Source organism: Gorillibacterium sp. CAU 1737, assembly GCF_039888655.1.
GTDB lineage: Bacteria > Bacillota > Bacilli > Paenibacillales > NBRC-103111 > Gorillibacterium.
The window spans coordinates 457,229-476,353 of the sequence record NZ_JBDQQO010000002.1; the positions used below are offsets into that span (position 1 = coordinate 457,229).

The 19,125-nt window shown below is 55.4% G+C and carries 18 protein-coding genes; 1 reads left to right on the plus strand and 17 read right to left on the minus strand.

The genetic code is table 11. The features are described from left to right. Positions 1–4 precede the first annotated feature (4 nt). From fliI to sucC, 15 genes are all read right to left on the minus strand, one after another. Entirely contained in the window at positions 5–1,327 is a 1,323-nt protein-coding gene (fliI, locus tag AAFN83_RS06590) for a flagellar protein export ATPase FliI (protein WP_347768026.1), read from the minus strand. Next, the gene (locus AAFN83_RS06595; RefSeq protein ID WP_347768027.1) at positions 1,320–2,180 is read right to left on the minus strand and encodes a FliH/SctL family protein; all 861 of its coding nucleotides are present in this window, start codon (positions 2,178–2,180) and stop codon (positions 1,320–1,322) included. The genes fliI and AAFN83_RS06595 overlap by 8 nt, the downstream gene beginning before the upstream one ends. Continuing rightward, complete coding sequence (gene fliG / locus AAFN83_RS06600) at positions 2,167–3,189, minus strand: flagellar motor switch protein FliG (RefSeq protein WP_347768028.1); 1,023 nt, start codon at positions 3,187–3,189, stop codon at positions 2,167–2,169. Before fliG ends, AAFN83_RS06595 begins: the two co-directional genes overlap by 14 nt. Before the next feature lie 12 nt (positions 3,190–3,201). Further along, positions 3,202–4,779 (minus strand): flagellar basal-body MS-ring/collar protein FliF, encoded by a 1,578-nt coding sequence (fliF, locus tag AAFN83_RS06605; protein WP_347768029.1) that lies wholly within the window; start codon positions 4,777–4,779, stop codon positions 3,202–3,204. Positions 4,780–4,816: 37 nt separating this feature from the next. Continuing rightward, complete coding sequence (fliE, locus tag AAFN83_RS06610) at positions 4,817–5,116, minus strand: flagellar hook-basal body complex protein FliE (protein WP_347768030.1); 300 nt, start codon at positions 5,114–5,116, stop codon at positions 4,817–4,819. A 51-nt stretch (positions 5,117–5,167) separates the two neighbouring features. Beyond that, entirely contained in the window at positions 5,168–5,614 is a 447-nt protein-coding gene (gene flgC / locus AAFN83_RS06615) for a flagellar basal body rod protein FlgC (RefSeq protein WP_347768031.1), read from the minus strand. Between the two features lie 3 nt (positions 5,615–5,617). Then, positions 5,618–6,028 (minus strand): flagellar basal body rod protein FlgB, encoded by a 411-nt coding sequence (flgB, locus tag AAFN83_RS06620; protein WP_347768033.1) that lies wholly within the window; start codon positions 6,026–6,028, stop codon positions 5,618–5,620. A 263-nt stretch (positions 6,029–6,291) separates the two neighbouring features. Beyond that, positions 6,292–7,047: a GTP-sensing pleiotropic transcriptional regulator CodY gene (codY, locus tag AAFN83_RS06625; protein ID WP_347768035.1), complete on the minus strand. Its 756-nt coding sequence runs from the start codon at positions 7,045–7,047 to the stop codon at positions 6,292–6,294. A gap of 77 nt (positions 7,048–7,124) precedes the next feature. Next, positions 7,125–8,522 (minus strand): ATP-dependent protease ATPase subunit HslU, encoded by a 1,398-nt coding sequence (gene hslU / locus AAFN83_RS06630; protein ID WP_347768036.1) that lies wholly within the window; start codon positions 8,520–8,522, stop codon positions 7,125–7,127. Positions 8,523–8,569: 47 nt separating this feature from the next. After that, the gene (gene hslV / locus AAFN83_RS06635) at positions 8,570–9,109 is read right to left on the minus strand and encodes an ATP-dependent protease subunit HslV (RefSeq protein WP_347768037.1); all 540 of its coding nucleotides are present in this window, start codon (positions 9,107–9,109) and stop codon (positions 8,570–8,572) included. Positions 9,110–9,356: 247 nt separating this feature from the next. Next, the gene (gene trmFO, locus AAFN83_RS06640) at positions 9,357–10,679 is read right to left on the minus strand and encodes an FADH(2)-oxidizing methylenetetrahydrofolate--tRNA-(uracil(54)-C(5))-methyltransferase TrmFO (protein WP_347768038.1); all 1,323 of its coding nucleotides are present in this window, start codon (positions 10,677–10,679) and stop codon (positions 9,357–9,359) included. Between the two features lie 166 nt (positions 10,680–10,845). After that, complete coding sequence (gene topA / locus AAFN83_RS06645) at positions 10,846–12,948, minus strand: type I DNA topoisomerase (protein WP_347768039.1); 2,103 nt, start codon at positions 12,946–12,948, stop codon at positions 10,846–10,848. Between the two features lie 14 nt (positions 12,949–12,962). After that, positions 12,963–14,075, minus strand: coding sequence for a DNA-processing protein DprA (gene dprA / locus AAFN83_RS06650; RefSeq protein WP_347768040.1), 1,113 nt, complete (start codon positions 14,073–14,075; stop codon positions 12,963–12,965). A 185-nt stretch (positions 14,076–14,260) separates the two neighbouring features. Beyond that, positions 14,261–15,223 (minus strand): succinate--CoA ligase subunit alpha, encoded by a 963-nt coding sequence (gene sucD, locus AAFN83_RS06655; RefSeq protein ID WP_347768042.1) that lies wholly within the window; start codon positions 15,221–15,223, stop codon positions 14,261–14,263. Next, entirely contained in the window at positions 15,220–16,401 is a 1,182-nt protein-coding gene (gene sucC, locus AAFN83_RS06660) for an ADP-forming succinate--CoA ligase subunit beta (protein WP_347768044.1), read from the minus strand. The genes sucD and sucC overlap by 4 nt, the downstream gene beginning before the upstream one ends. Before the next feature lie 266 nt (positions 16,402–16,667). On the opposite strand from sucC, the gene AAFN83_RS06665 reads away from it, so the two are divergent. Further along, positions 16,668–17,750: a branched-chain amino acid aminotransferase gene (locus AAFN83_RS06665; protein WP_347768045.1), complete on the plus strand. Its 1,083-nt coding sequence runs from the start codon at positions 16,668–16,670 to the stop codon at positions 17,748–17,750. A 61-nt stretch (positions 17,751–17,811) separates the two neighbouring features. On the opposite strand, the gene AAFN83_RS06670 is transcribed toward AAFN83_RS06665, so the two are convergent. Together AAFN83_RS06670 and AAFN83_RS06675 are read right to left on the minus strand one after the other, a co-directional pair. Further along, entirely contained in the window at positions 17,812–18,072 is a 261-nt protein-coding gene (locus AAFN83_RS06670; RefSeq protein ID WP_347768046.1) for a hypothetical protein, read from the minus strand. A 75-nt stretch (positions 18,073–18,147) separates the two neighbouring features. After that, positions 18,148–19,113: a sugar phosphate isomerase/epimerase family protein gene (locus tag AAFN83_RS06675; protein WP_347768047.1), complete on the minus strand. Its 966-nt coding sequence runs from the start codon at positions 19,111–19,113 to the stop codon at positions 18,148–18,150. Between the last annotated feature and the right edge of the window lie 12 nt (positions 19,114–19,125).

Genomic DNA, 19,125 nt, shown 5'->3' on the forward strand with positions numbered 1-19,125 from the left:
GCGATCAACCTCCTGAGAATTCGGCCATGAGCCGCTCCTGCGCTTCCTCGAAGTTCACTTTTTCATGCGTCTTCTGCCTCGTGTACTGATTGATCGCACCAATGAACTGAATGGATTGGTCAATCTGCGTGTTCGAACCTTCCTGGTACGCCCCAATATTAATCAAATCTTCCGAATCCTTATAAGTAGATAGCAGTTTCTTGAGGAAATCAGCAGCATCCTGATGCTCCTCCGGAACGATTTCCTTCATGACCCGGCTGATGCTCGCCAGCACATCAATGGCCGGGTAATGGCCCTTGTGCGCGATATTGCGGTTCAGCACGATGTGGCCATCCAGAATCCCCCGCACCGCATCGGCAATCGGCTCGTTCATGTCATCCCCATCGACCAACACCGTGTAAAAGGCGGTAATCGACCCCTTCGGTCCGGTACCGGAGCGTTCCAGGAGCTTCGGCAGCATCGCGAATACCGACGGGGTATAGCCGCGGGTTGCTGGAGGCTCCCCAACGGCGAGCCCGACCTCCCGCTGCGCCATGGCAAACCGGGTGACCGAATCCATCATGAACATGACATTCAACCCGCGGTCGCGGAAATACTCGGCGATGCTGGTTGCGATCAGCGCCCCCTTGATCCGGATCAAAGCGGGCTGATCCGAGGTTGCCACGATGACGACCGAACGGGCAAGGCCTTCCGGCCCGAGGTCGCGCTCGATGAAGTCAAGCACCTCGCGGCCGCGTTCTCCGATCAGCGCAATGACGTTGACGTCCGCCTCTGTGTTGCGGGCGACCATCCCGAGCAAGGTGCTCTTCCCGACGCCTGAACCTGCGAAAATCCCGACCCGCTGCCCCTTGCCGATGGTCAGCAGACCATCGATGCAGCGAACCCCCACACTGATCGGGGTGAGCACCCGAGGCCGTTTCAACGGATTCCCCGGCTGATTATTCGTGGAATAATGCGCCATGCGGGCAGGCAGCTTGGAGCCGTCCAAGGGCTGTCCCAGACCGTCCAGTACTTTGCCGAGAAGCTCATGACCCACTTGAACCGTGAGCGGCTTGCCCGTACTGACAACCTCGCAGCCAGGACCAATGGAATGAAGCTCGCCAAGCGGCATGAGAATCACTTTGTTATCCCGAAACCCGACGACCTCCGCTTGGAGCGGTTTGCCGGCCTTGTACGGATAAATCAGACAGACATCGCCGACACTGGCGTCCGGTCCTTCCGATTCCACGGTAAGGCCGATAACCTGGGTTACCCGGCCTCCGACAACAACCGGATCCAACTGCTGCAGGTGTTCTACGTAACGAGCGGCATCCAGACGGCTACTCATCGGAGTCCCCTCCGTCCTCAGCGGGGTCTGTAATGGCAAGGGCGGCAAGGGCTTGCTTGATCTCCTTCAACTGGGTATCGATGCGAGCATCGACGCTGCCCAGGTTCGTGCGAACCACGCAGCCATAATCCGGAACAGAAGCATCCGGAAGAATCACCAGCTCCGCTTGCGAATCGACAGCGAGAAGCAGCTCTTCTCTGGCATCATGGAAGTACGAGAAGTGTTGAGGGGCTACGCAGAGGGTAATTGTCCCGTTCTCCCGTTTCCGCGAGAGGACGGAGCGGGTCATGTCCCGAATCCAGTTCGGTTCGAGCGTGAGCTGCTTGTTGATAATCTTCTCCGCGATGGAGGTGGCCAGCTCGATCAGAAACGGCTCCGCCTCCTGGATAATCTCCGTCTTCAAGCGGTAAGACTGCTCCAGAACGGTTGCCGCCTCCTGCGTCATCTGGCTGTACTCCTGGCGTACCTCTTCATCGGCTTTCAGAATTCCTTCTTTGTAGCCGATCTGGTAGCCATGCTGACGGGCAGCCTCCTCGGCCTCCGCATCATGGCTCCTTCTTTCTTCCCACCAGGCGGCCAGATCGGCTTCGGTTTCCTCCCGCAGCTGATCGGCTTCCTCTTGCGCCTGCCGGATTCGTTCTTCCGCCATTCGCTCGGCGTCGAGAATAATTCCGTCCTTCATGGCATTTAATTCGGCCAGTTCACGATCTCTTTTCTCGGTTTGCTCATCGGCCAGACTCTCTTTCATGCTCTCCGCGCGGCGCTCCAAGATCCACTTTTCCATGTGCTGCACGAGCTTCGCTTCATCCAGGGCAATATAGCCGTCCGGCTTGATGAGATTAGACAATGACATCGTCCCCCCCGCCACGGGCGATAATGATCTCTCCAGCTTCCTCGAGTCGACGGATCGTCGAGACGATTCGGGTTTGCGCTTCTTCTACATCGCGCAGGCGAACCGGTCCCATGAACTCCATCTCTTCGCGGAAGGTTTCGACCATCCGCTTGGACATGTTCCGGAAGATAACTTCCCGAACCTCGTCGCTTGCCACCTTGAGCGCCAGTTGAAGGTCGGCATTCTCGATGTCGCGGATGATACGCTGTATCGAACGGTTGTCGATGTTGACAATGTCTTCGAAGACAAACATCCGCTTCTTGATTTCTTCGGCAAGCTCGGGGTCCTGAATCTCGAGAGAGTCCAGAATCGTCCGTTCGGTACCGCGGTCGACGCCGTTCAAGATTTGAACGATCGCCTCGATGCCGCCTGCCGACGTGTAATCCTGCGTGACGGTCGCAGACAGCTTCTGCTCGAGAACTCGCTCGACTTGAGCGATGATCTCCGGGGAAGTGCTGTCCATAAGGGCGATCCGTTTGGCCACTTCCGCCTGCTTCTCTTGCGGAAGTGACGACAGGATCATAGAGGCTTGGTCCGCCTGCAGATAAGAGAGAACAAGTGCAATGGTCTGCGAGTTTTCATTCTGAATGAAGTTCAGAATCTGCCCTGGATCTGCCTTGCGGGCGAAATCAAAGGGACGAACCTGCAGGGTGGCCGTAAGCCGGTTGATAATATCGATCGCCTTCTGCGACCCGAGAGCCTTCTCCAAAATTTCCTTGGCGTAATTGATCCCGCCTTGAGAGATAAATTCTTGGGCCATGCAGATTTGATGAAATTCTTGCAGGATCATTTCTTTTTCGGAGGAGTCCACCTTACGGACGTTGGCGATCTCCAAAGTCAGCTGCTCAATTTCCTCATCGCGCAAGTGCTTGAAGATTTGAGCAGACACTTCCGGGCCGAGGCTGATGAGCAGAATCGCCGCCTTTTGCCTGCCCGATAAAACGGGTTGTTGAGCGTAAGCTTTAGCCAAGAATCGACACCCCTATTCGTCTACCAGCCAAGTCCGGAGCAGGTTGACAAACTCATCCGGTTTTTTCTTGGCCAACATTTCAAGCTGCTTGCGCATCTGAGTTTCCCCGGTCTCCGCATCCAGATCGATAGTCGGATATTCCACACGGGTCGGTGCCGGTTCGAACTCTTCCACCAGCGCGTTATTCCTCCGTCTCCTCGCCAGAAGGAAACCCCCTAGGCCGGCGAGCGCTAACACAGCCGCGCCGATTCCTCCGATCAGGTACCAGTTCAGTCCGTTCGAGGCTGCTGTCGCAGTCGTCGCAGTGGAATTATTTTCAAAGACCGTAACTTTTGCCGTCAGATCATCGTCTGTTAATGCAGAAGCATTTTCGCGGTTGGCAAGCGATGCACTGACTACGCTTTTGAGCAGCTTTTGAATATTCGTTCGCAGGTCATCCGACAACGGTTGTCCGTTTGGTGTTTCAATGCCTACGGAAATGGATAAATCGTTGATATAGTACGGGCTCTTCTCAATGACATTATGAATGCGGTTAACCTCGTTGTTGATCGTCTTTTGGACCTTCTCCGAAGTGGTTTTGCCGCTGTTCGTGTCGGACGGATAAGTCGGGACATCGGTTTCCCCGGTGCCGGCTGCTCCGCTTGCCGAACTGCCATCGCTGGAATAGCTCTCTTGAATCTCCTGCACGCTGATAGCGATCCCTTCGTTATCCACAACCGGGGTAACGAGATTTTCTTCGCTCGTCTTCTTGTCGAAGTTGAGGCTTGCGACAACGATCGGAACGACCTTGCCCTCCGACCCAATCACTTCGCTCAAGATCTTCGTTACGTTCGCCTGGATGTCGCGCTCGAATTGCTTCTTGATCTGGAACTGAACCGATGCAGCTGTCGTGGCGGAAGCCGTCGCTTCATCAGACTTCGAAAAGGGAAGCAGGTCCCCGTTCGCTTCCGAAATCGTGACATTGCCGACCGGAAGGTTCTTCACGCTGTGCGAGACGAGCTGGTACATCGTGTCGATCTTCTGCTGATCGAGCAGGTAGCCCGGCTTCAGCGTCAGGATGACCGCTGCCGTGGACGCTTCCTTTTCCGAATCCGTCAAGAAGACCGATTCCTTCGGCAGGTTGATCATGACATTGGAGCGCGCCACCGCATCAAAGGTATTAAGCATCTTTTCGACTTCGCCTTGCAGCATGGACAGCTGTTTAACGTCGAATTCGCGGTCCGTAGTACCGAAGGCGCTGTCCTTCAGCGATTCATATCCAATCGCGCCGTTCTGGTTCAAGCCTTGTTGTACGACATCGATCTTGATGGTGGCCGCTTTGTTGCGCGGCACCGAAATGTTCTTCCCGTCATCGCTCAGCTGATAGGGAATGGAACTGGAATCGAGATAATTCTTGATCGCCGCCGCATCATTTGGTTGAAGATCGGTAAAGGCGAGCGAGTATTCGGTTCGAGAGAAATACATAATGAGCATCGGAACCGATATAAGCAAAATCAATAAAATCGAAACAAAAGCTATCTTTTGGCTTTTTCCGAAGCGAAGCCAGCGTTCCTTGGCTCCGTCCCAGTAGCGTCGAATCGTTTCGTTCACCGTGTCACCCCATCATAAACAGGCAATAAATGATTCATTACAGCTGCATCCTCATAATTTCTTGGTAGGCTTCTATCATTTTATTGCGTGCTTGTACGGTGAGCTCGAGTCCGAGGGACACCTTCTCTTGAGCAACCATCAGAGTGTGGATATCCGTAGACTCTCCTTGAATGAAGGCCGTCGTCAAGTTTTTCGTCGTTTGCTCATCCTGGCTAAGCTTCGTAAGCGCTCCGTTCAAATAGTCACCGAATTGGCCAGCCAGCTCGGTTCCGGTAACAGATCCTGCCGTTTTGGTTCCGGCCGCTTGAAGCGATTGAATGGAAATCGGGTTAATCATGTACGGATTCCTCCATCAGTGCCGCTCTTGATGCGGTTTTTTCTCTAGCGATTATCTTCCGATTTCAAGCGCTTTGGTCACCATCGCCTTAGAGGCATTCAGAGCGGTTACGTTGGCTTCATACGAGCGTGTCGCTGCGATCATGTCCACCATTTCCTTCAGGACATCGACATTCGGCATCAGGACATTGCCGTTCTCATCGGCATCGGGATGCGTCGGGTTGTAGACGATTTTGTAAGGAGCGCTGTCCTCGGTAATCTTCGTCACCTTGACCCCATCCCCTGCGGACTTGTTCATGGCGGTATTCATATAAGATTGAAATGACTTTGCATTCGGCTCCATCACGACCATCTTGCGGGTATAAGGCTCCCACTTGCCATTGACCAGCTTGCTGCGAGTCGTGTTGGCATTCGAGATGTTCGAGGAGACGACGTCCATGCGAAGCCGTTCGGCCGTAAGGGCGGATGCACTAATGTCAAATCCGGTGTTCAGTCTCATGGATTACCCTCTCCCCCCAATGGCAGTGCGTAGATGCTTGATGTCATAGTTGGCCTGTGAAATGAGCGTATAGTAGCTAAGCTGATTTTCAGCCAGCTTCGTCATTTCGGAATCCACATCCACATTGTTCTTGTTGTTATTCATCACGGAGGTCTCATCCGTCACAATACGAGGATCTACCGAAGATCCCGAGCCGCTGAACGGAATGTGCCTCGAGTCGGTCCGTTTCGCTTCGATGCTGAACGAAGAGGTCATTTCCTTTTGCAAAACTTTCGCAAAGTCGACATCGGAACGCTTGAAGTTCGGCGTCTCGATGTTCGCCAGGTTGTTCACCAGCACCCGTTGCCGCAAAGCAGAAGAATCAAGGGTATTTTCAAGCAGTCGAAAAGTTGAATTCGTAAGCAAGGTCGTCATTGTCCCCCTTTACCTGGTTTCATTTAGACAGCTCGTCAGCCTTGTAGCAACATCTTAGGAAGGTAATTCGTCGAAAAGGCCTGCTTTCCCTTCTTGATTCGACAGGAATCAAGAAAAATGCAACTTTTGTCGCATTCGTGCGAACGATCACACCATCTGATTATTCCTTTTTTCCCCATTTCATTCAATATGAAAAAAGCACTATCTTCCTGTGAGATAGTGCTCATCTGTTTCCGTTATTTAATTTAATCCCCAGAACGCTTTTATTGAATTTTTGCTTTATCCAGACCGGACAAAAGCTGGTCGTTCAAAATCCGGATGTACGTTCCCTTCATGCCGAGCGAGCGGGTCTCGATCACACCGGCGCTCTCCAGCTTGCGCAGAGCGTTGACGATGACCGACCGTGTGATGCCGACCCGGTCCGCCACCTTGCTCGCCACCAGCAGGCCTTCTTTGCCGTTCAGCTCCTCGAAGATATGCTCGACGGCCTCCAGCTCGCTGTAAGACAGGGAATTAACCGCAACCTGAACCACAGTACGGCTGCGAATTTCCTGGCCATATTCCTCCGCTTTTTCCCGCAGGATTTCCATGCCGACAATGGTAGAGCCGTATTCCGCCAGGATCAGATCGTCATCGGTAAACAGCTGATCAGGACGGGAGAGGACGAGCGTACCTACACGTTCCCCTGCGCCGATAATGGGCACAACGGTTAGAATTCCAGGTGCAAACAAAGAATGAAGCGGGTCCTCCGTATTGGACAGAGTCTCGTCGATCTTCAGCAAACGATGATTGTAATCGGCCGGAATCCGACGCTCCTGGTTGATGGAGCGCTCGGCTTCCTCCGAGCCGAACGGGCCGGATACCGCGAACCCCAGCATCTTGCCCCGTCGGCTGATCACGAAGACGCTTGCTCCCAGGATGTCCCGCAGCACCTCCGCCATTTCCCTAAAATTAACTGCCTTCCCAGCGGCTTTTTGCAGCAGCCGGTTCAGGGTTCGTGTTTTTCCCAATAAGCTCATCTCTATACCCCCATCATATCCGTACAGCCCATCATGATCTTGCGGAAAGACCTTTGATAAAAATTAGGTCTATCGACCTATAAAATATACTGACTTAAATCCCGATTCTTCGCGATCTCCACCAGCTTCTCCCGGACGTATTCCGGGGTGATGACGAAATGCTCCAACTGGAGGTCCGGAGCCTCAAAGGAAAGATCCTCCAGAAGCTTTTCCAGGATGGTGTGCAGACGCCTGGCCCCGATATTCTCCGTATTGCGGTTGACCTCGGCCGCAATCTTGGCAATCTCGCGAATGGCCTCTTCGGAGAATTCCACATCGATCCCCTCCGTCTGGAGAAGAGCCGTGTATTGCTTGGTCAGGGCGTTTCTCGGTTCCGTCAAAATGCAGTAGAAGTCGTCTTCACTTAAGTTGGTCAGCTCCACCCGAATCGGAAAGCGTCCTTGCAGCTCCGGGATCAGATCGGAAGGCTTCGAAATGTGAAAAGCTCCTGCTGCTATGAAGAGAATGTAATCGGTGTGGATCGGACCGTATTTGGTGGATACCGTAGAGCCTTCGACGATCGGCAAAATATCACGCTGCACGCCCTCTCGGGATACATCTGGCCCGCTTCCTTTGCCGCCGCTGGCGACTTTGTCGATTTCATCGATGAAGATGATCCCGGACTGCTCGGCGCGTCTAAGCGCCTCCTGGTTCACCTCATCCATATCCATCAGCTTTTGAGCTTCCTCCTGGAGGAGCACCTGACGCGCCTCTCTCACCTTGAGACGGCGTTTCTTTCGACGCTTCGGCATCATGTTGCCGAACATCTCCTGGAGGTTCATGCCCATCTGCTCGTTCCCTTGGCCGGCCAGCATATCGAGCATCGTCGGGGAATGATCCTCCACGTCGATCTCGACCGTCTCTTCTTCCAGTTCCCCGCGCTTCAGACGATCCAACGTTTCCCGACGCTTGGCATCCAAGGAAGGATCCTGGGCTTGCGGTTCCGGTGCAGATGCATTCTGCCCGCCGAACAGCATTTCAAACGGATTTCGGGAGGATTTGGCGGATTCGGGCTGTGGAACGAGAATCGCAGCAAGCCGCTCTTCCGCCAGCTCCCCCGCACGGTCCTTCAGCTCCTCGGCCTTCTCCGCCTTCACGATGCGGATCGAGGTCTCCACCAGGTCGCGCACCATCGACTCGACATCCCGTCCGACGTAGCCGACCTCGGTGAACTTGGTCGCCTCCACCTTCACGAAAGGCGCGCCTACGAGTTTGGCGAGCCGGCGGGCAATCTCCGTCTTGCCCACGCCGGTCGGGCCGATCATCAGAATGTTCTTCGGAACCACTTCGTCGCGAAGCTGCTCCTCGAGCTTGCTCCGCCGATAACGATTGCGCAGGGCAACCGCTACCGAGCGCTTGGCCTTGGCCTGGCCCACTATGTACTTATCCAGCTCCGCTACGATCTCGCGCGGGGTGAACACCGTCTGCTTTTTCATACGAAGATCGCCTCCTTCGGGCTTTATGCGCGAAGCGCATGATCGGTTCAGATCTCTTCCACGATGATATTGCCGTTCGTATAGACACAGATTTCCGATGCCGTCTCAAGTGCCGCCTTGGCGATGTCCCTCGCTTCAAGCTGCGGGGAATACCGATGCAGGGCTCTACCAGCCGCCAGGGCGAAATTGCCGCCCGAACCGATGGCCAAAATCCCGTCATCCGGCTCAATAATCTCTCCATTCCCGGAGATGAGCAACAGTCCCTCTGCATCCATGACGATCATCATCGCTTCCAGCCTGCGAAGAACGCGGTCTGATCTCCACTCCTTGGCCAACTCCACCGCGGAGCGCTGCAGGTTGCCTCCATGCTCCTCCAGCTTGCCCTCGAATTTCTCAAAAAGCGTGATCGCATCCGCGACCGATCCGGCAAAGCCTGCGACTACCTTGCCTCGATAGAGGCGCCGCACCTTCTTCGCCGTGTTCTTCATGACAACGCTGTTGCCGAACGTGACTTGGCCGTCGCCCGCAATGGCTCCTTTGCCATTGTGACGGATCGCAAAGATTGTGGTTGCATGAAAATCTCCCATGGTGAATCCCTCCTTGCCGGGTTCCGACATTATTAACTGAATATTCTGACCGGGGGAGTCAAAGCCCCGTCCCTCATTGCCTCATGTGACAAACACACCTATCGTATCACACCTGTGCTTGGCCTCACAAGCGGATTTGGCCAACGACTAATGAAAGAAACCGGCCGAAGCAAGAAGAGCCTCTTGAGAGGTCTTCCCGCTTCGAGCCGGCAGCAGCGGACGATTTGGTTGACGAATGAACCGCTGCTTACGAATTCAGCGTTGGCAAAAAGGCTTGGACCGCATCGAGCGCGCGATGAGCCAGCTTCTCGTTCTTCGCCTGCTTGTTGCGAATCTTCTCTCCGAGCGGCGGGAACAGGCCGAAGTTCGCGTTCATCGGCTGGAAAGCCCCTGGATCGGCATTCGTCACGTAATGGGCCATACCGCCTAACGTCGATTCCAGCGGGAAGACGACAGGCTCCAGCCCGCGAGCAAGACGGCCTGCGTTCATGCCGGCCAACAGACCCGAAGCCGCCGACTCCACATAGCCTTCAACTCCGGTCATTTGCCCGGCGAAGAAGAGGTCATGGCGCTGCTTGAACTGATAAGTCGGTTCGAGCAGGCGGGGAGCATTCAGGAACGTGTTGCGGTGCATTACGCCGTAACGAACGAATTCTGCGTTTTCCAGTCCCGGGATGAGCGAGAATACCCTCTTCTGCTCCCCCCACTTCAGATGTGTCTGGAAGCCTACCAGGTTGTAGAGCGTCCCAGCCGCATTGTCCTGTCTCAGCTGGAGTACCGCATGCGGAATCTTTCCTGTGCGTGGATCGGGCAAGCCAACCGGCTTCATGGGGCCAAACAGGAGCGTCTGACGGCCGCGGGAGGCCATGATTTCGACCGGCATGCAGCCCTCGAAGTAAATCTCCTTCTCGAACTCCTTCAAGGGAACGGCCTCTGCCGTTGTCAGCGCATCGTAGAACGCATTGAACTCATCCTCGTTCATCGGGCAGTTGATGTAGGCTGCCTCTCCCTTGTCATAACGGGAAGCGATGAACACCTTGTCCATGTCGATGGAGTCCTTCTCCACGATCGGCGCAGCAGCATCGTAGAAGTAGAGGTACTCTTCTCCTATGAGGCCTCGCAGCTTCTCCGACAGAGACGGAGAGGTGAGTGGACCGGATGCGACCACAGTAATCCCTTCCGGAATCTCCGTCAGCTCTTCGTTGACGACTTCCACCAAGGGATGCTGGTGAAGAATTTCGGTAATTTCGCCGGAGAATCCGTCACGATCCACGGCGAGTGCTCCACCGGCAGGAACGGCATGCTTGTCGGCGCTTCGCATGATGAGAGAATCCAGACGTCGCATCTCTTCTTTAAGAACGCCGACGGCATTGGTCAGGCCGTTGGCTCGCAGCGAATTGCTGCAGACGAGCTCGGCGAATTTATCGGAAATGTGCGCCGGGGTTTTCCGAACGGGGCGCATTTCGTAGAGCCTCACCGGGACGCCTTGCTTGACGATTTGCCAGGCTGCCTCGCTGCCGGCCAGACCGGCTCCGATGACGGTAACACGCGGGAATGCAGATGAACTCATGAGGGTAACTCCTTCCGTAATAGACGCGAAGACAAGAAGAAACGGTGACGCCGAAAGTGTTGCGGCGGCGTCCCGTCTCCACAGCTAGAGCGTGTCCGGCAGCCCGGAGAATGAACCCCAGGCTGCCCACACGCTCTTGCCGATGGCAGCCTATTCGCTGCCGCTCTTATTCCAGATCGTCGCCGCTCTCTTCCTCTTGCGGCTCTTCTTTGTAATCGCATTTGGTACATTGAATCACAGGACCGTTCTTCGTATTCTTTACGATCATGAGACCGCCGCACTCCGGACAAGGTTTTCCGGCCGGACGATCCCAGGATACGAAGTCGCAATCGGGGTATCGGTCGCAGCCGTAGAAGATTCGGCCTTTCTTACTGCGCCGCTCGATGATTTTGCCCTGGTTGCACTGCGGGCAGGTGACCCCTGTATCCTTCACAATCGGTTTCGTGTTCCGGCAATCGGGGAACCCGGAGCAGGCGAGGAATTTGCCGAAGCGGCCCATTTTGTAGACCATGTGACGACCGCACTTCTCACAGATGACATCCGAGACCTCGTCTTGAATCTCGATCTCCTTCATCTCTTCCTCGGCGTACTCCAGCCGTTTGGAGAAGGTTTCATAGAAGGTTTCCAAGACTTGGACCCAATCTTCCTTGCCTTCCTCCACATGGTCAAGGTCCTGCTCCATGTGGGCAGTGAACTCGACGTTGAGGATTTCGGGGAAGAACTCCTCCATCTGAGCGATGACCAGCTCTCCGAGCTCGGTCGGCATGAATTTCTTCTCTTCCAAGGCCACATACCCGCGCTTCTGGATGGTTTCCAGAGTCGGGGCGTAGGTGCTCGGACGTCCGATTCCAATCTCCTCCAGCGCTCGAACGAGCCGTGCTTCCGTGTACCGAGGAGGGGGCTGAGTAAAGTGCTGCTTCGGATCGATGCTCTGCACAGAAGGCCGATCCTCCGCATGCAGCGGCGGCAGGAGCCCATCGTCCTCCGCGACGCTGTCATCGCTTCCTTCGATGTACACCTTCATAAAGCCCGGGAATTTCACCTGCGAACCCGCGGCACGGAAAAGATGGGGCCCCGCGCTCAAATCCGCCGTAACGGTATCCATAACGGCCGAGGCCATCTGACTTGCGACAAACCGTTCCCAGACGAGCTTGTACAGGCGGAATTGATCCCGAGAGAGGAATTCCTTGATCAACTCAGGCTCACGCAGCACCGAGCTGGGACGGACCGCTTCATGTGCGTCCTGGGTGTTGGCGTTCTTCTTGGTATAGACACGTGGGGTCTCCGGGACAAAAGCCTCTCCATACTTGCCTTGGATGAATTCTTTGGCTTCTTCCTGTGCGACCGGCGAAATCCGGGTGGAGTCGGTCCGCATGTAGGTGATGAGACCGACGGTCCCTTCCTTGCCGAGATCGATCCCTTCGTAAAGCTGCTGGGCGACGGACATCGTCTTGGCGGCGCGGAAATTCAACTTGCGGGCCGCCTCCTGCTGCAGCGTACTCGTAATGAAAGGAGCTGATGGATGCCGGAGGCGTTCCTTCTCTCGCACATCCACAACGACGAAGGAACCCTGCTCGAGATCCTTCAAGACGGCTTGGACATCCGCCTCCGATCCGAGCTCCCTCTTCTCACCGTTCGTCCCGTAATATTTCGCTTCGAAGGCAGCGCCCTTCTGCTGCAGCTTGGCCGTGATCGACCAATACTCTTCGGGCAGGAAATCACGGATCTCATTTTCCCGGTCGATGATCAGCTTCACCGATACGGATTGAACGCGCCCGGCTGACAGACCTTTCTTAACCTTCTTCCAGAGAAGAGGGCTGATCTTGTAGCCGACGAGCCGATCGAGAATCCGCCGCGCCTGTTGGGCATTGACCAGATCCATGTTGATCGGACGCGGGGTTTTGAAGGCGTCCTTCACTGCTTGCTTGGTAATTTCGTTAAACACGACGCGGCAGGTCGCGCTCTCGTCCACGTTCAGGTAATGAGCGAGATGCCAGGCAATCGCTTCCCCTTCGCGGTCAGGGTCAGCCGCGAGATAGATATGTTTGACTTTGCGGCTCGCATCCTTCAGTTCCTTCAGAACGGAACCTTTGCCGCGAATGGTGATGTATTTGGGCTCGAAGCTGTTCTCGACCTCGACGCCGATCTGGCTTTTGGGCAGATCGCGAATATGCCCCATTGAGGCTTTGACGATATATTTACTTCCGAGATATTTGCCGATCGTTTTCGCTTTGGCGGGTGATTCTACGATCACCAGGGAATCTGCCATGCGTCCGACCTCCCTTACTGTGTACAATCTTCTATTTTGGCGTAGGCCGCACCTGGCAGCGCTTTGATCCTTTTGGTCAAAACTAAATTTAGCAGAAGTTCATGCAAATGTCCAAAATTTGTTTGACTCTTGGCGAGCAGCGTGTCGAGGGTGACCGGACCTTCCGGAAAGGAAGCGAGAAGCCGGGCTTCCTCTTCGCTTAGCTCAGGGAGCTTATCACGGGGAGGTCCCGCCGTCAAGACAACACCGGCCGATGGGAAGCTTGCCGCATATTCGCGAATGATGTCAGCGGGCTCAATCACGATTCGCGCACCTTGTCGAATCAATTCGTGGGTCCCGCGACTCTTGGGCGAGCTGATCGGCCCGGGCACAGCGAAGACATCCCGCGACTCATCGAGAGCCTGGTCCGCCGTAATGAGCGAACCGCTCCGAACCGCTGCCTCCACCACCACGGTCCCAAGCGAGAGACCGGCAATAATCCGATTGCGGAGCGGGAACAGCCCCGGTGAAATCCTCGTACCCGGCGGAAATTCGGAGAGGATAAGGCCGCGCGTCGCCATCTCTGTATACAAGGCCCGATGCTCCGGTGGGTAGATGACATCCGGCCCGCCGCCGACAACGGCGATGGTGCCTCCACTCCCCGAGAGAGCACCTCGATGGACCGCACCGTCGATCCCTCGGGCAAGTCCGCTGACCGCGACTCCTCCAGACTGGTCAAGAAGCTTCCCCAGTTCCTCGGCCACGCGCGTCCCGTACGCCGTAGGCGTTCGAGTGCCCACGACCGCGACGCAGGGAAGGGGAAGAAGCTCTGTTCGACCGATGGCATAGAGCACCCAAGGCGGCTGGGATGTCTGTTTGAGGAGAGCCGGATAGTCCTCGTCGTAGATGGTGATGGCGCGAACGCGCTTCCGGGCATACTCCTCTTCCAGCTTCTCTGTGTCGATATCCCGAAGAGACGATAGGATCATCTCCGCTTTTGACGCAGGGAACCCTAAGCCGGCAATCTCTTCCGAGGACATGCTCGGTAATACGCTGAGCCTCGTGAGTCCTGAGACTAGACGCAGCACCGTCTTCCAGCCCACGCCTTTGATTTCTTGAAGGGCCAGCATGACACTTCTCTCTTCCATATACCCACTCCTTTACGAAGATTCATTCGATCCGGTTTCATTCAGCCATGGATAGCCGTATATAAAAAGAAAAACCTTTCCCGCCCGGTTAGGGTCAGGAAAGGTTGCTTACCAATCCAAATCTGCTGTTGTGTTTGGTTGAGATAAGCATAATATGGAAACCCATTAGGCGCAAGCGCTTCTTCCTACTTCCCACCTGCTGCCACTGAGCCAGCCGGTTCCGCCGTGATGCAGGCGGCAAGGATGCCGCGTTCGGCGAGCAGGGCTGCCATGGTTTCACCCATCTGCGAGGGAGTGGGGGAAACCTTGATTCCCGCCTCGGACAAGGCCGCAACCTTCTCTGCCGCGGTTCCGGTTCCTCCCGAGATGATGGCGCCGGCATGCCCCATCCTCTTGCCGGGCGGCGCGGTCTGTCCGCCGATAAACGCCGCCACCGGTTTTTTCATATGCGCTTGAATCCACCGAGCCGCTTCCTCTTCAGCGGTTCCTCCGATTTCCCCAATCAGGAACACGGCATACGTGTCGGGATCCTCATTGAAGCGCTCCAGGATGTCGATGAAATCCGCCCCTTTCACCGGATCGCCTCCGATGCCGACCGCCGTCGATTGGCCGATGCCGCGCACGCTCAGCTGATGAACCGCCTCGTAGGTCAGCGTTCCGCTGCGGGAAATGACGCCTATATGACCCGGTGTATGAATATAGCCCGGCATGATGCCGATCTTGCACTCGCCCGGGGTGATGATACCGGGGCAGTTCGGACCGATGAGCACGGTCTTCTTGCCCTCCAGGTACCGCTTCACCTGAACCATATCCCGAACCGGGATGCCTTCCGTGATGCAGATAACGAGCTCCAGCTCCGCATCAATGGCTTCCATGATGGAATCCGCGGCATAGGCGGGAGGAACATAAATGACCGAAGCTGTCGCTCCCGTAGCCCGCTTCGCCTCCACCACCGTGTCGAAGATTGGCAGACGGACTCCTGTCCCGTTATCAAGGGTTACCTCGATTTCGGTTCCGCCTTTGCCAGGCGTGACCCCTCCGACCATGTGCGTGCCGTACTCCAGCGCTCCTTTTGTATGGAAGAGTCCCGTTGCCCCGGTCATTCCCTGCGTCAGAACCCGCGTGCTCCTGTTCACCAGAATGCTCATGCGCTCATTCCTCCCCGGTGCTCGACTTCCTGCACGATTCGGCGGGCTCCGTCCGCCATGGATACAGCCGTCAGGATCGGCAAGCCCGATTGCTCGAGCACTCGTCTCCCTGTCTCCACATGAGTTCCTTCCAGACGAACGACCAGCGGGCGATCCAATCCTACCTCTTTCGCTGCGCTGACGATTCCATTCGCGATGACATCACAGCGCATGATACCGCCGAAGATGTTGACGAAGATGCCCTTCACCTGGTCGTCGGACAGGATGAGCTTGAACGCTTCCGTTACCTTCTCGGTGCTGGCACCGCCTCCCACATCGAGGAAGTTGGCGGGTTCTCCGCCATAATAATGGATAATATCCATCGTCGCCATCGCGAGACCCGCCCCGTTAACCATGCATCCGATGTTTCCGTTTAGGGCGATGTAAGATAAGTCCAGCTTAGCGGCACGGCGCTCCTTCTCGTCTTCTTCCCCCGGGTCGCGAAGCTCTTGAAGCTCGGGATGGCGGAACAAAGCGTTGTCGTCAAAATTCAGCTTCGCATCCAGCGCAAGCAGCTCTCCGTCCCCCGTCAAGACGAGGGGGTTGATCTCCGCAATCGAGCAATCCAGATCGGTGAAAGCGCTGTACAAACTCTGCAGAAGCCGCACGGCCTTGCCGGTTAGCGCCGCGGGTATCCCGATGGCAAGCGCCAGCCGCCTGGCCTGAAAAGGAGCAAGCCCCGCAGCCGGATCGACCGTTTCCTTGACGACCTTTTCCGGGGTGCGTTTCGCTACCTCTTCGATCTCCGTCCCGCCTTCCTCGGAGCCCATGAGGACCACTCGCCCCGTTACCCGGTCGATGACGAGCCCGATATACAGCTCTTTGCGAATGTCGCAGCCTTCCTCGATCAGAAGCCGCTTTACCTCTCGCCCTTCCGGCCCTGTTTGATGCGTTACGAGCACCTTGCCGAGCAGTTCCTCCGCATAAACCCGCACGTCTTCGATCGACCTCGCCAGCTTGACGCCTCCTGCTTTCCCTCGTCCACCCGCATGAATTTGAGCCTTCACAACGGTGACCGGGGCTGCCAGCTCTTCTGCCGCCTGAACGGCCTCCTCCACGGTAAACACAGCCTTGCCTCGCGGAACTTGAACGCCGTACCTCTTCAACAGCTCCTTGCCCTGGTGCTCGTGAATGTTCATCCCCGTTCCTCCCATCAGAGAATGCGAAATTGTGCCAATTTTGCAACATCTACAGATGATAAACGAGTAATCCTATATTCTATTTTATTGACAAACTGGAAATTAGCAATCGTTTCATTTGAAAAAAGGGGATTTCTTTTTGAATGATTTTCCTTTCCCTCCTCTATCGGGCCGCGAGGACCCCTGCCGAGGATTGTACATTAGCGAAGTTTTCTTTTATAGTTAGAGAAAAGACTCTGCAGGCCACACCGAAAGGAAGATGATTCATGACCTCAACCACCCAAATTCCCGCCATCCGCATCGTTCGCTCAGAAGCGATGAAGCCGAAGCCTGACCCGAAGGAGCTTGGGTTCGGCCGCTACTTTACCGATCATATGCTTCTGGTTGATTACACCGACGAAAAGGGCTGGCACGATGCTCGTATCGTTCCTTACGGTCCCTTCTCTCTCGACCCTTCCGCTATGGTGTTCCATTACGGGCAGACGGTCTTCGAGGGCATGAAGGCATTCAAGGCAGAGGACGGCCGCATTCTCCTGTTCCGTCCGGATCGCAATGCTGCCCGCTTCAACATTTCGTGTGAACGCCTGAATATTCCGGAATTCGATGAAGCCTTCTTCGTCGAAGCCATTCGCAAGCTGGTAGAGGTCGAGGCCAGCTGGGTTCCGGATGCGGAAGGCTCCTCCTTGTATATTCGTCCCTTCGTGATCGCCACGGAAGCGGGGCTCGGTGTTCGCCCGTCTAACCGTTACCTGTTCTCCGTCATCCTCTCCCCGAGCGGCGCCTATTACAGCTCCGGACTCAACCCGGTTCAAATTCGCGTGGAAGACGCCTATGTTCGTTCCGTTCGCGGCGGCACCGGCTTCGCGAAGACGGCGGGGAACTACGCAGCAAGCCTCAAGGCGCAAGTCATCGCCAAAAAGGACCACTGCGATCAAGTGCTCTGGCTGGATGGCATCGAGCAGCGTTACATTGAGGAAGTCGGCAGCATGAACGTCTTCTTCAAGGTGGCGGGAGAAGTCATCACCCCTGAGCTAAATGGCAGCATCCTGGACGGGATCACCCGTCAATCAGTCATGCACCTGCTCCGCAGCTGGGGCATTCCGGTAACCGAACGCCGCATCTCCATTGAAGAGCTGGCGGAAGCCTACAAGAAAGGCGAGCTGGAAGAAGCGTTCGGCACCGGGACCGCTGCCGTCATCTCTCCCGTCGGCCGCCTGAGCTGGAAGGACGTGGACATGCGGATCGGGAACGGCTCCATCGGCGAGCTGTCTCAACGCCTGTATGATTCGATCACCGGCATCCAAACCGGCAAGCTGGAGGATTCCTTCGGCTGGAACGTTCCGGTGTAAAGGACAAACCTAATAAAAGCCGCTTCCCTCCGATTTCGGAGAGAAGCGGCTTTTCTCTGTCTTACGTGTAGGTGGACGTCACCGGGGTTACCGTTCGCGGCTCTCTCTCCGCCTGTTTGATAAATCGCAGCTCGTTGCCGGCAAACTGGCAAACCTGACACTGGATGATGTCCTCCTCATCGGGAACCAGCATCGGCTCGTCCGTTTCGAGCAGAGCGCCGGTTATGGCGTCCTTGCGAAAAGGAGTAGAAAACGTCGTAATTCGGCTGAACTTGAATCGATTGGAGCGGCAGTTGGGGCAAAAATAGGGTTTCTCTTCCATCGGATCACCTCTCGTACAGAATGCCCTTTTTTGGAAGAGATTATGTGAGGCAACACTGTCGCAGCGGCGCTCGTGTTAGTCCCACCACACGGCTGCGGGCTGCTTCTGAATGACAATATCCTTCAAAAATGCAATGGCTTTTTCCAAGCCTTCTTCAATGGACATGAATGCATCCTCGTGCTCGATGCTGATTGCTCCGTCATAGCCAATCAACCGCAGAGCAGTGATGATTTCTTTCCACTCGTCAGCATCATGCCCCCAGCCTACAGAGCGGAACAACCAACTGCGGTCCGAGAGATCTCCATAGCTTCCGGTATCCAGTACACCATTGATTTGAGTATTCGTTTTATCCACTTTTGTATCTTTGGCATGAAAATGATAGATCGCCCCTTTGAGTGCCTTGATCGCCTCGGATGGACGAATTCCCTGCCAAAACAGGTGACTGGGATCAAAATTGGCGCCGATTGCATCGCCGACCGCTTCTCTTAAGCGAAGGAGCGTGGCCGTATTGTACACGTTAAAGCCGGGATGCAATTCCAGTGCAATTTTATGTACACCGTAATTGGCTGCTTCAGCAGCAGCACCTTGCCAGAACGGAATCAGGACTTCATTCCACTGATAGTCAAGCACTTGCCGATAGTCCGTTGGCCAGGAGCAAGTGACCCAGTTGGGGTATTTTGCACCTTCGAAATCACCGGGACATCCGGAAAAGGTGACGACCGTATCCACTCCCAGCTTTTCTGCCAAACGCAGTGTCTGAGTAAAGTCCTTTGCAGCGAGGGCTCTTACATCGGCATTCGGATGGACATGGTTAGAGTGACAGCTCAATGCGCTTATTTCCAAGTTGTATTTCTTCAGCAAATCCTGATAGGCCGATAACTTGATCTCGCTGGAAAGCAATTCTTCCGGATTGGAGTGCTGACTGCCTGGAGAACCGCCTGTACCAATTTCAACGGTTTGTACCCCTAAGCTGCTAAGATAGCGGAATGCTTCCTCTGCACTGCGATCGTATAACGGAACGGTTAATACGCCTAATTTCATAGCCATTCTCCT